Here is a 13710-nt window from a genome sequence, read left to right as displayed (position 1 = left end):
CATCATAAGCATACTGCTCATACTGACCCAGGGGTTTCGTCGTGAGGATGAGGTTGCCACGCAGATCGTAGCCATATTGCGTGGTTTCCCCATTCGCATTGGTCCTGGCGATGACACGTCCGGCCTGGTCGTAGCTGGTGGTGCTGACCAGGCTTTGGGTGCTACCCGTGACGTTGCCGGTGCTGGTGCCGTACAGGCCAACTGCATCACTGCTGGACTGGAGCAGACGGCCCTGGTGGTCGTACTGGTAACGGATATGGTTACCGTTGGCGTCCGTCAGAGTGGTCTGGTCGCCGAAGGCGTTATAGGCATGGCTGACGATACCGCCATCGGCCTGGATTTCCTGTATCAGTTGGCCGTTGGCATCATAGCGCTGGCGGTTGACATTGCCATTGGCGTCACGGGTAGCGATCTGATGACCGGCGCGGTCATAATAGAAGGCCGTCACGGCGCTATTGGCGCTTTGCTGACCTGCCGTATCCGGGCTGACCTGGCGGATCAACTGGTTGCTGGCATTGTACTGGTAGGTGGTTTTACCGTTATAGCCGTTGAGGTCACTGCGGCTGATGAGGTTGCCCCAGCGATCAAAGCTTTGGTGGATGACCGGGGTTTGCCCATCACGGGTAGGCGCGCTTAATGTCACGGCACGGCCCAGCGCATCATATTGATTCGTATTGCGGCGCAGGCCGGATACATAATCGGCTTCCTGTGCACTACCAATACCAGCCAGCGGATCGCCATTACCCAGATTGAGACTGGCCGTGCTGATGCCGGCACTGCTCAGCGTAACGGTCTGGTGGCCTTGTACATCATATTGCATGACCTTGGTGACCCCACCACTGTTGCTGCGCCAGACATGGCCGGCGTTGTCATACTCATAGTGCGCTATCTCGATACCATTGCTGCGCTGGCTGGTGGCCTCATCAAAGGCGTTATAGCTGACTTCATTGCGCACCAAGGCGGTTTGGGTCTGATTGTTCGTGTTGATCTGGCTGCCGTCGGTACTGAGCTGTACATTGCTGCCCGGTGTGATGGTCGCTGTACGGCGGCCCAGGGCATCGTATTCATAGGCAGTAAACAGCGTGTGCACGCTGCCATCGGCATTGCTGACGGCTTGCCATTGTTTGCGCAAGTGGTTTTGTGCATCGTAAGAGGCAAAGTGGTTGATGCCATTGGCGTCGGTACTTTGTACGACGTTGCCACGGTTGTCGTAGCGGGCCAGGCCGATGCGGTCATCACTGCTACTGGCCGCAGTGGTATAGCTTTGGCTGGTGGCGGTCGCGGCACCGTTGGCGTAGTCGAGTTTGGCGACGACATTGCCATAGGCATCGCGCCGGTATTCGGTCAATGGGATTAAGGCCACTGTAGCGGTGCTGTTGCCCGTATTGTTGGCAGCAATGGCAGGAATGGCAGCAATAGCACCGGTGACGGCACGCACACGACCCAGCGCATCGTAATAACGGTAACTGCTGTTGCCCAGTTCATCGGTGTTGCTGATGACATTGCCCACGGCATCATATTGCTGGCTGGTGGTGACATCGCCACGGGTGCGCTGGCCACTGCTGATGCTCGTTGTGCTGGTGGCATCATCACTGACATCCACATTGAGGCGCGTCTGGCTGATCTGGCGATTCGCCTTGTCATAGGCAAAGACAGTTGTGCGGTCATCGTCGTTGCTGACGGGTAAGGTCAGGCTGCCGTTGATGTTGATACTACCTGCACTGGCATACTCGGTCGAACGGGTCACATTACCGACGGCGTCATAGGTTTTGGTGGTCACATAACCGAGCGCATTGATGCTGGCGGTTCTTTGTCCTTTTTTGTCATAGAAGTAGCGGCTCACCGTCCAGCTGTCATTGGCCGGATTGCTGAGTACAGCGGCCTGGCTCAGATTGCCAAACATGTCATAGCTAAAGCGCGTGACTTTGGACGCCAGCATGCTGGCCTCACCATCTTGCCCGCTATTGACCCAGGTCGCAGGTTCGGTAGTTTCAATGGCACGGCCCAACTGGTCATAGCGTGTGGTGGTGGTTCTGTCCTGGCTATGAGCAGATCCTGCCAGGGCGGTAGCAACCTGGCTGCCGGCCGGCGCCTTGCCTGCCTGACCACTGATGGCAACGGTATTGATGGCAGTGGCATAACGGGTGACGGCAGTGGTATTGCCAAAGCTGTTATGGCTATAGCCGGTGACATTGCCAAGGGCATCAATGTCATAGCTGAGACGGCCCAGCTTGTCATAGGTGCGGTAACTGTAATTACCTGCCACATCACGGCTGGCGATGACATTCCCAAAGCTGTCGTAGGTGACGGTGCTTTGCAGAGTGACCTGTCTCTCTGAGGCAGACGCCAGGCTATTGGCCCCGTTGATTGCCAGCGTATCACCAACACCATCATAGACATTGGTCGCCTGGTAAATGGTTTTAGTTTGACGGCCCAGTGCATCATATTCAAAGCGGGTGATGCGTTGTTCTGGCCGGTTTGTGGCTTCGGTGCGGCTGGTCAGGTTACCCAGTGCATCGTACGTCATGCGTGTGACGAGTGCGGCGCTGACGGGGGTGCCCGCCTGCAGCTTGCCATTGCCATCGACAGTGACGCTGGCCAGGCTGACGACCGGCGAGGTTTCACTCAGCAAACGGCCCGCAGCATCGTAATCATAAGTCCAGGTGGCGTTGAGTTGATTGGTGTAACTCGTGCGATTGCCCACGCCGTCGTAGCTGAAACGTTCCGTGTTGCCCAATGCATCGGTATGGCTAATCAAACGACCATCGGTGTTGTACTGGTAAGCCTGAAGCTGGTCGGCGTTGTCGCTGATCAGGGCTGCGGCGATACTGGCCTGGGTGTTATTGGTGCTGTTGAGCGTGCTGGCAGACACAGCAGTGGCATATTGCCTGGAACTGACCAGATGGCCCAGTGCATCATAGTCATAAGCTGTAACAAAGCCCAGGCTGTCGATGCTGTAGCGGACACGACCATTGGTATCAAAGACTTGTTGCTGACGCAGGTCGGTGCTGGCATCAGGATGCAGCAGGGCGCGCACGCTACCGGTACTGATGACGGAAGGCAAGCCGGTAAGATCAATGGTCTTGGCATAGCTGATGCTGGCGATGACGTTGCCATTGGCATCGTAACGGGTTTCACTGACAGCCCCCTGGCTATCGATGGTGAAGACCAGGCGATGCGCGCTGTCATAGGTATAACGCAGATTACGGTCTTGTGCGGCATCGGGTTGCAACTGGCTGACGATATCGCTGCTACTGAGTGGCGTTGTGGCAGTGGATGCCGTGTTGGGTACCGTAATGGCATTGGCATAAGTGATGCGTTGCGCCAGTTGGCCATTGCTGTCGTAGATATAGTGGCTGACGACCCCTTCGGCATTGACCTGGTAAGACAGGCGGTTGGCATCGTCATACGTCATCAGTGTGACGCGGTCAGCCGCACTGGCTTGTACGCTGCTGGCAGCAGCACCAATGGCCACCGTATTGGCATAGCTGATCTGTTTGGTCAGGTTGCCATTCTTGTCAAACACTTGCTGGGTGACAGCACCGCTGGCATCGACGCTCCAGGTCAGGCGGTTGGCTGCATCATACGTGCGGTGGACATGCGCATCATGGGCGACATCTGCCAAAGCCGCTGTGGCGCTTGCCAGCGCACTCACCGTCATCGGCGTATTGGCAGGCAAGGAAACGGCGTAACTGACGACATCAACGACATTGCCATTGGCATCGTAGGCGGTTTTAGTCACCGTACCGGTGCCGCTGACGACGTAAATTGGACGGTTCAGTGCATCGTAGACGGTGCGTACACGCTGGTCATGGGCAGCATCGGCCACCACATTGGGCGTGGTCCCCGGCGTCCAACTGGCCAGGGAGATGTCTTTGGCGTAGCTGATGCGTTCTGTGACGTTGCCATTGGCATCGTAGGTATAGCGGGTGACGCTGCCGGTGCCATCGACGCTGAAACGGACATGGCCATCTTTGTCATAGACACGGTTTTGGCGCACATCCTGGGCCGGGTCGGCTTGCAGTCTGGCCGCTACGTCAGCGATGCTTGCTGTTCCGCTCAGGCCTGTGAGGGAAATCGCGGTGGCATAGCTGATGCTGGTGATGATCCTGCCTTCATGGTCGTAGATGGCCTGTTGTACTGCGCCGCCAGGACTGATGGTGTAAGTCAGGCGGTCGTTGGCGTCAAACACATAGCGGGTCAGGTTGCCATCGGCATCGGTGACGCTGGTGACATTGCCTTTGGCGTCATACTGGTAATGACGGCTCAGATTGAGTCCATCGGGATCGGTATGGTCGGCAATGCGGTGTCCCAGCGCATCGTAGTCATACTGGACGACATCACCTGCCGGGCTGGTGACGCGCACGACATGCCCTTGCTGGTCATAACTGTAACGAGTAATGGCATTGAGTCCGGTCGGGTCCACCACCTGGCTGCTGACCTGGCCTTTAAGATCATAATTGGTCAGGGTGACGATGCTATTGGCATCCGTCATGCTGATTTGCTGGCCTTTGGCGTCGTACTGGTAGCTGGTGGTGAGTGCCAGTCCATTGGCATCTACCGTGCGTGACAGCAGACGGTTGGCGGCATCATAGTGGTAGTCGACTTTGTTGCCATTGGCATCCGTTGTCTGGATCAGGCGATTGGCGTGGTCATAAACATTGCTGACGCTGTTCAGTTCACTGGCAGAACTCAGCAAGGCACCGTTAGTGTCGTACTGGTAGCTGGTAACATGGCCATTGCCATCGGTGACGCTGCTGGTCTGCCCCTGGCGGTTATGGATGCTGCTGACCTTGACGCCTTCTGCCGTGGTGATGGTGATGCCACGGTGGCTGGTGTCGTAGGCATAAGTGACGGTATTGCCATTGCCGTCGGTCTGGGTCAATACGCGACCGATGGCGTCATAGCTGACGCTGCGCTGGGTCTGTCCGGAATCGGTACTGACGATGGCGCGGCCCAGGCGGTCATAGCTGACCTGGTGTAGGTTGCCATTGGCATCCACATTGCGAATGGCGCGGCCAAAGGCATCGTAGTCAACCTGGTTGGTGGCAGCAACGCCCGCTGGATCGGTGATGGAAGCGGTTTGCAAACCACGGTGGTCATACCGCGCCAGTTGGGTCAGGCTGTGGCTGGCGTCAATGCTGCTGGTGACGCTGGTACGTTCACCAAAGCTGTCGTAAGTAAAACTGGTGACCGCACCGAACTGGTCGGTGATGCTGGCCACCTGGCCTGCGCTGTTATAACTGACGGTGCTGCTGCTATCAAGTGCGCTGTTGGCAATACCTGTGAGTGCCGTGCGCAGGTTGCTATCGACCAGACCACCGTTCAAGCCGCTCAGACTGGACAGGCGAGTGCCGTACTGGACAGTGCCGACCAGCTGGTTGAGTGTATTGTAGCGGCGTTCTTGCACTTCACCCAGGGCATTGATGGTGTGGGTGAGGTTACCGCTCTGGTCATAATAGAACAGGGTGGTATTGCCATTCGGGTCGGTTGCACTGCTGCGGCGGCCCGCTGCATCATAGGCGTAGCTGGTGCCGTACTGGGTCCAGATGGCGTCGATTTGCTGCTGACTCTGGTTCCCTGTCAACTGGGCACTGCCGAGGCCAGACAGGGTGGCGACGACGCGGCCCAGTTGGTCATAACGCTGGTTGCTGATGCGGATGTCACCGGTGCCGGCAGCATCAATGACTTTAATCAGGCTACCAGCAATATCGTACTGGTATTGCCTTTGGGTGCCTTCGGCATTGGTGCTGGTGATGACGCGGTTCAAGGCATCATAGGTCTGGCTGCTGACCTGGTCTTCGACGTTGCTGGCTGGACGCAGGCTGGCCAGGGTGGAGCTGGCGGTGACGGGGCCCAGTGCTTTGTTGATGTAGCGGGTGCTGCTGGTGGCATTGCCATTGGCGTCGTAATGCAGTTCGGTCAGGTAGCCTTCGGCATCGACATTGGCAAGTAACTGGCCTTTGTTGTTATACAGGGCGTAGTTATGCTGGTCGGCAGCATTGGCTGATGGAATGAGACTGGCGAAGTTGCTGTTGGCGGTAACGGGAGCAGTAACTTTGGTGGCGTAACGGATGACTTCAACGCGGCGTCCTGCACCGTCATAACGGTATTGGCTGAGGTAGCCTTCTGCATCAACAGTGCCGATGATCTGGTTGTTGGCATTATAGAAGCCGATACTGGTCCGGTCATCGGCATGGCTGGCTACCACCACATCTTGCGGGCCTGCACCAACGCTCAGTGTGGCAGGCGCAATGGTGTTGGCTCTTTGTACGGTAGACACCAGATTACCTGCACCGTCATACTGGTATTCAGTGACAGCACCAGCAGCGCTGACGGTTTTACTGAGGTGGCCAGCGGCATCATAAAAACTGCGGCTGATGAGGTCGTTGGCAGAACTGGTCAGCATGGGCAGCAGGTCGTAAAAGACGCGGCCCGGGGCTGGCGGGGTGACTGGTGGCGTCACGGGTGGGGTAGCAGGTGCAATACCCTGTTCTGCCCATACAGAGGATGTCTCTGCCCCTGGTGTTTCACCTTTGTTGAACCATTGGGCCAGCCACAGGTGGCCGTTGTAGCTGATGATCTCACCACCCATATAGGTGACGCCTGCGCCCCACGGGGCATAGGTACCGGCTTCGGGGGCCTGGGCCCAGACCTGGGTCTCGCCCGGTATATCGCCATTCGTAGGCCAGCGCGGTGTCCAGCGCTGTCCATCATGAATGACAATCTGTCCTTCAACATATTCAGGGCCAGGGGACCAGGGTGGATTGGTGCCTGCCGGAACTACCTGACTCCAGGCGTGGTCAACATCGGGTTCATCGCCAGGTGTCGTGGTCCAGTTCGCTTTCCAAAGCTGCCCATCATGGGTCACCAACTGGTTGACGACATATTCGATACCTGCCATCCACGGACGTGTCGTGCCTGGTGCCGGTACTTGCGTCCAGACCTTGTTGACGCCTGGCATATCGCCTAAAGCAGTATCCCAGCGTGCGAGGTAGACCTGGCCATTCAACGAAACGGTGTCCCCACCCAGATAATAGTGACTGTCTGACCAGGCAGCAACGCTGCCCGTCGCCACGACTTCTATCCATAATGCAGTATTGACCGGTTCGCTGCCCTGATTGTCGGTACGTGCCTGGTACACCTTACCGCTGTAGGTCACCTGGTCTCCCATCAGGTAGGCCGTCGCGGTATCCCAGGCTGGCGTACCAGCGGGTTGTGTGGCGGGTGTGGTGGATGTGGCAGGTGGCGGCGAGGTTGTTGACGTTGTCGATGGCGTTGTTGCAGGAGGTGTGGTGCCTGTCGTTGTGTTCGTCGTCGTTGGTGCTGGCGCCGTTGCCATCGGATCAGAATTGCTGATGAGCTTGGCAATCTGGGTCGCATTCAGTGCCACGCTATGCTGTATGGTCTGTATGCGCTGACCCAGTGCGTTGTAGATATACTGGGTTACTTTACCGTCACCATCGACCTGTCCTTGCAGGTTGCCGGCAGCATCGTAGATGTACAGTTGTTTGACACCGGTCGCATCGGTACTGACGCTCAGGCGACCGAGGGCATCATAACGGTAGGTGCTTTGTGCCTGACCACCTGCCATGGTGGAGATCAGTTGACCTGCGACATCATAGACTGCCGTGTCGACGCGACCATTGGCCTGGGTCTGGGTGATGGTGTGGTTGGCATCATCATAGTGGTTGATGGTGACATGACCCAGTGCATCGGTGCTTGATAACTGGCGGTTCAAACCATCATAGGTAAAACTGGTCTGGTTGTGGTCGGCACCGACCTTGAACAAGAGATTGCCAGCAGCATCGTAACTATACACAGTGGTGGATTCCTGGCCGTCAACGACGCCGTTGCCAGTTGCATCGACTGTGTTGAAACGGGTCATGCCAGTCAACTGGCCACGGCTATTGTATTGGTAGTCGGTGCGGCTGGTCTTTGCCGTATTCTGGGCCTCAGCCCAGGTGGCAAGGCTGCTCAGGTCGGGGCTCTGGTTGACATTGAGGCCTGTGAGGGTGTAGCTGGCTGCCGGATAGTTGATGCTGGCAATGCGCTGACCGAGGTTGTTATAACGGAATTCGGTGACATTTCCTTCGGCACTGACGACGAAGCGGGGATTGAGGTGGCTGTCGTAGACGGTGCGGGTGGTTTCCGGCAAACCGACCGCCTGGCCGTTGGCCGCCGGGCTGCGGTAGATGGTGGAGGTCAATACCTGGTGTTGCTCACCATAAGTACGTTCCACGCGTTCACCCAGGCTGTCGGTCTGACTGAGCAGGTTGCCCTGGGCATCATAGGTGTAGGTGCTGCTGTTACCCAGGGCGTCGGTAGTCTGGATGAGGTTGCCGGCCACATCGTACTGGTAATGGACTTGTTGTGTCACGCCATCGACTGCCGGGCCGGTCATGCCGGTCAGGCGATTGTTTGCATCGTAGGTGTAGGTGTTTTTATTGCCCAGCGGATCGGTGACGGTGGTGGTCTTGTTGTCCAGGTCATAGCTGAATTGAGTGATGCGGCCAAGGGCATCGGTCACGCTGACAATGCGGTCGCTACCATTCAGGTTGATGTAGGTGAAGCTGAGCTGCGTGCCATCGGTCTGGCTCACGCCAGTGATGAGATTACTGTCACCCGCATAGCTGTAGCTGGTGACATAGACATTGCCATCAACGATGCTGTTGTCGTCTGGCGTCAGGTCGAGTTTGACCTGGGTCAGACGGTTTTGGGTATCGTAGCTGTAGGTGGTATTGCTTTGAATGCTGCCATCAGAGAGGATGATTTTTTCTTGGGCGAGGTTGGATCCTGCATAGCTGAATTCAACTTTGTCGCCATTGGCGCTGGTGATGCTGCTGAGGTAGTCGCCGGTATAGGCATAGCTGCTGGCGTTGCCATTGGCATCGCTGGCAGACGTCAGGCGCCAGGTGTCGCCATGTGCGGCATAGCTTTCTTTGCTTTGGGTAGCAGGGTCGGTCCAGGTCCAGCTGGTATTGCTGCTGTCATAGGCGAGTGTATCGAAACGGCCTGATCCGGCGCGGGCTATATAGGTATGGCTGGTGGCGTCGAAGTCGTAGGTCTGGACGGCATTGTCGGTGCCGATGCGCTCGATGCTGCTGCCTGCCTGGTTCAAGGTGCCGCTCAGGTTGGTGAGGCGGCGGTAGCCATTGATCCACCAGCCATCAGTGTTGTCGTCGTTGAATACGCCCTGGCTGTTGTAGGTGCGCAGAAGGGAAACATTGTTGCCTCGGGTGATCAGCAGGCTGTCACGGTCTTGCAGGACCAGGTTGCCGTTGGCAATATTGACGCTGCTTTGCTCGCCGGTCTTGCCTTGTGCTGCTGAACCCAGGTTGCCGCGCTGGCCAAGATTGGTCGAGGACGTTAAGTTCAGGCCTGTGCTGTTTCCGCTAACAATTGCAACCATGTCAAATTCACCCTTATCTATGTCGATTCATTAATTGTGTGACAATAATGTCGCTTCACAATAGCCAATGTCTTTAAAGATAAGTAATCCAAACATTCGAGGGAAAGTTTAGGTGAAACAGGAAATAATTTTAATTTCCATTGATTGCTTTGTTTATTAAGGTGGATTAATTTAAAAATACTGCAATTTTCTAAAAAAACGAATAAATGATGGTCCACACTTCTTGAGAAATCTGACATTTAATGGCAATAAATTACAAATTGGTTGATTTAATTTCTATTTAAAAACAGAAAACGCATTCTCAGTGACAGATGCATCTGCCCCTGTTGCGGGACGTGATGGTTGTCCTGCTCAACAAGTTATGATCGCCGGACTTGACCTACATTCGACAGACGCGGGTAATTACCTACTTTGTATTGATCATTGAATTTAAAAGTTCAGAAAATATTGTCCAGCCATGTCCATCTAGAGTCAAATCAAGTTGGCATACCAAATGGCGTACTGAGAAGTACAGAAAAAGAAAAAGCCCCTGGAAACCAGGGGCTTTTTCAGTATTGCTGGCGGAGATGGTGAGATTCGAACTCACGATTCAGGTTACCCCAAATGCTTCCTTAGCAGGGAAGTGCCTTCGGCCACTCGGCCACATCTCCACACTATTACAACCGCTAACTACTCAGTCGCAATCGAGACCAAGATAATAGCTGTTTGAATGATTTTGGTCAACAGTCAACCCAAAAAAATCATCTTTTCTTTTATGCACTTTCCAGACCAAAAGCCTTGTGCAGGGAACGCACGGCCAGTTCCATGTATTTTTCGTCGATCAATACAGAGATTTTGATCTCTGATGTGGAAATCATCTGAATGTTGATGCTCTCTTCCGACAGGGTGCGGAACATCTGCGATGCAATGCCTACATGGCTACGCATGCCTACACCGACCACAGATACCTTCGATACCTTGGAGTCACCAACGATGCTGCCGGCACCGATATGCGCCTTGACGCTGCCTTCCAGCACTTCCATGGCCTTGGTGTACTCACCACGTGGTACCGTGAAGGTGAAATCGGTCTTGCCTTCTACCGACTGATTCTGGATGATCATGTCGACTTCGATATTGGCATCGGCAACAGGTCCCAGGATTTGGTAGGCGATGCCTGGTTTGTCCGGCACACCCAAAACGGTGATCTTTGCTTCATCACGGTTAAACGCGATGCCGGTGATGGTAGCTTGTTCCATGTGTGTATCTTCCTCAAACGAAATCAGGGTGCCGGATTTTGCTTCTTCTTCCAGCGGCATTAAAGGGTCAGTCAGTGATGACAAGACGCGGGTAGGCATGCGGTAATTACCGGCAAATTCGACCGAGCGAATTTGCAATACCTTGGAACCCAGCGATGCCATCTCCAGCATTTCTTCGAAAGTCACGGTATTCAGACGACGAGCATCAGAAACCACGCGTGGATCAGTCGTGTAGACGCCATCTACATCTGTGTAAATCAGGCATTCCTGCGCCTTCAGGGCAGCAGCCACAGCCACCGCAGACGTATCAGAACCGCCACGGCCAAGGGTTGTGATATTGCCGTTGTCATCCACACCCTGGAAGCCGGTAATAATGACAATTTTACCGGCGTCAAGATCGGCTTTCACTTTGGCATCGTCAATCGAAGCGATACGGGCCTTGGTGTGAGCAGAATCAGTTTTGATGGCGACCTGCCAGCCTGCATACGACACAGCCTGTTTGCCTATGGCCTGCAAGGCCAGAGCCAGCAAGCCGACCGACACTTGCTCGCCGGTAGAGGCGATCATGTCGAGTTCACGTGGATCAGGTTGCGCAGAAATTTCTTTTGCGAGACCGATGATACGATTGGTTTCGCCGGACATTGCTGAAGGCACCACAACTATCTGGTGACCGGCATCATGCCATTTGGCGACGCGTTTGGCGACGTTCTTGATGCGTTCTGTCGAACCCATCGAAGTACCGCCGTATTTGTGGACGATTAAAGCCATAGATATAGAAGACTAAGGGTGAAAAATGCGAAAAATCAACCTCTTACTGTACATGTTGCCCCGCAAAATAACAAGGCACTCTCATGCAGAAATTCTGAAGAAACAGTGGCAATTGATGAAGTGAAAGCAAATTTTCTACAGAAAAATTACATTTCAATTAAGTTATTTGCGTGGGAATGACGAAAAACTGCAATACCGCATGAAGATGCGTATTCAGGAACATCAATGGATAGTGGAAATATTCAGGGAGTATATGCATTCAGTCGCAGCAACTTCCATAGCTATATATCCAGGATAGCTTTCATATACTCCCTACAGTATGCAGGGTAAATATTTTTTTATAAAATGTAGTGACCAGACACAATTACAAATTACTTATTTGCATATCAATATAAGAATTCAATTGCTATACATATGGTCGCTGTCAGCATTTTATAAAAATCAAGGTAGTCGTTTATTTTTTGCCATACTTGGAAAACAGGCGGCGCCAGCCTTCATGGCCCAGTTCACGCATGGTATCCATGTTTTTCTCATAAATCTGTTCCGCTTCTGGAAAAGCCAGAACAGCTTTGTCTATGCTCTCTTCACGCAACAGATGCAAAGTCGGGAAAGGCGCACGATTGGTATAGTTTTCAATATCATCCGGCTCGGTGCCGGCGAACTGATAATCCGGGTGGAAGCTGGCGATCTGCAGTTGACCATCCAGTTCCACCTCTTCCAGCAGGCCATCGGCGACATCCAGAAAATCATTGAAATCCAGAAAATCATTTAAAGTCATCGGGTGAATCAGTAACGTCGTTTCGATTGTTTCCGGATTTGCTTCTGCCAGCAACTCCAATTCTCGCGCCAGATCATCCAGCAAGGCTTCCGGCGTACGGGCCTGGCTGACGATATAGCGAATTTGCTGCTTTACCTGTACAGCTTTGGCAAAGGGACATAAATTCAGTCCGATAACAGCCTTTTCCAGCCACAATTCAGTAGCTGCAATGACATCCGCAGAGTTAAGGAGATTGCTGGTCATGATCAACATCAAAACAAAGAAGGCCCGAGAATAACATGCCAATTTTCTGTCTGCATGACATCAGAAAATTTAATGTAATCGCGGGCCATTCCATCAGGCAAGCTCACCTGTAAGATACAGATGCAGTCACGCTGGTTTATTTGTCTTCGCTGGCGATAGCTTTATAAGCAACTGCACCAAGCACCGCGCCAACAATAGGAGCAATCCAGAACAGCCACAGTTGTTGCAGCGCCCAGCCTCCTACGTAAATGGCAACACCGGTACTACGCGCTGGATTGACCGACGTATTGGTCACCGGGATGCTGATCAGATGGATCAATGTCAGGCCCAGACCAATGGCAATCGGCGCAAAACCCTGTGGTGCGCGTGCATCTGTCGCCCCCAGGATGATGATCAAAAACATGGCTGTCATCACGACTTCTGTCACCAGTCCAGCCAGCAAGGAATAGCCACCTGGCGAGTGATCAGCATAACCATTCGATGCAAAGCCAGCCGATACATCAAACCCGGCCTTGCCACTTGCGATCAGGTATAACACCCCACCCGCCACGATGCCACCTAATACCTGAGCCACAATGTAAGGTAACAACTTATTCGCAGGAAAACGGCCACCAGCCCACAAACCAATAGAAACGGCAGGGTTCAGGTGACAACCAGAGATATGCCCTATCGCATAAGCCATGGTCAGCACTGTCAGACCAAAGGCCAGCGATACCCCATGCAAGCCGATACCTACACCCGGAAAGGCAGCCGCCAGCACTGCACTGCCGCAGCCACCCAGCACCAGCCAGAACGTCCCAAAAAACTCCGCACCGTATTGTTTCATTTGCCCGCTCACTTTTCTATTAAGGAATATGGATGTTAAGCACCTTACTCTCATTCCATCCAAAACTGAAAGCAAAGTGGCATCAATATAGCAAATTTATATTGCCTTATTGTTAAAATTTGTGATGGGAAATGTTACAAATTGAATATTGCAGGCAATAAACATGTCTTTCAAAATCGAAAATTCGTGAATTAAAATTGGAGAGATTGAATTTCCATGCTTGTCAAATTCAGTGCTGCAAGACCTTTAACCACACAGCCACAGAGACACAGAGTCACAGAGAAATGCAAGAGTATCTGGCAATGTGAAGCAGTCCCTCACCAGCACAGAAACTCGGTTACAAAGGAGTTAGCCTTAAATTCGTCGCTCCAGCGCAGGCTGGAGCCTGGTGGCGTTGATTGAAGCGCCGTGCGGTGTGATCAGGATACGCTTGAGCGCCAGGAGAGCG

4 protein-coding genes and 1 tRNA gene are annotated in these 13710 nt (G+C 53.7%); all 5 read right to left on the bottom strand.

The genetic code is table 11. The annotated features are described in order from the left end of the window. Nucleotides 1–9412 (bottom strand): carbohydrate-binding protein (locus ACO0LK_RS26830; RefSeq protein ID WP_422980583.1); only part of this gene is annotated, 9412 nt, incomplete at its 3' end. A gap of 558 nt (nucleotides 9413–9970) precedes the next feature. Further along, a tRNA-Ser gene (locus tag ACO0LK_RS26825) sits at nucleotides 9971–10062 on the bottom strand. Between the two features lie 102 nt (nucleotides 10063–10164). Then, entirely contained in the window at nucleotides 10165–11415 is a 1251-nt protein-coding gene (locus ACO0LK_RS26820; protein WP_422980582.1) for an aspartate kinase, read from the bottom strand. Between the two features lie 454 nt (nucleotides 11416–11869). After that, nucleotides 11870–12436, bottom strand: a complete 567-nt coding sequence (locus ACO0LK_RS26815; RefSeq protein ID WP_186948930.1) for a DUF1415 domain-containing protein — start codon at nucleotides 12434–12436, stop codon at nucleotides 11870–11872. Nucleotides 12437–12572: 136 nt separating this feature from the next. Then, nucleotides 12573–13262 (bottom strand): aquaporin Z, encoded by a 690-nt coding sequence (gene aqpZ, locus ACO0LK_RS26810; RefSeq protein WP_422980581.1) that lies wholly within the window; start codon nucleotides 13260–13262, stop codon nucleotides 12573–12575. Between the last annotated feature and the right edge of the window lie 448 nt (nucleotides 13263–13710).

Origin of the sequence: Undibacterium sp. Ji49W (genome assembly GCF_049340205.1) — a bacterium.
In the GTDB taxonomy this organism is placed as follows: domain Bacteria; phylum Pseudomonadota; class Gammaproteobacteria; order Burkholderiales; family Burkholderiaceae_D; genus Undibacterium.
This window is presented reverse-complemented; position numbering and strand designations above follow the sequence as displayed.

Excerpts from the sequence above, each read along its gene's own strand:
- aqpZ (WP_422980581.1), bottom strand. The coding sequence starts at position 13,262 with ATGAAACAATACGGTGCGGAGTTTTTTGGGACGTTCTGGCTGGTGCTG.
- ACO0LK_RS26815 (WP_186948930.1), bottom strand. The coding sequence starts at position 12,436 with ATGACCAGCAATCTCCTTAACTCTGCGGATGTCATTGCAGCTACTGAA.
- ACO0LK_RS26820 (WP_422980582.1), bottom strand. The coding sequence starts at position 11,415 with ATGGCTTTAATCGTCCACAAATACGGCGGTACTTCGATGGGTTCGACA.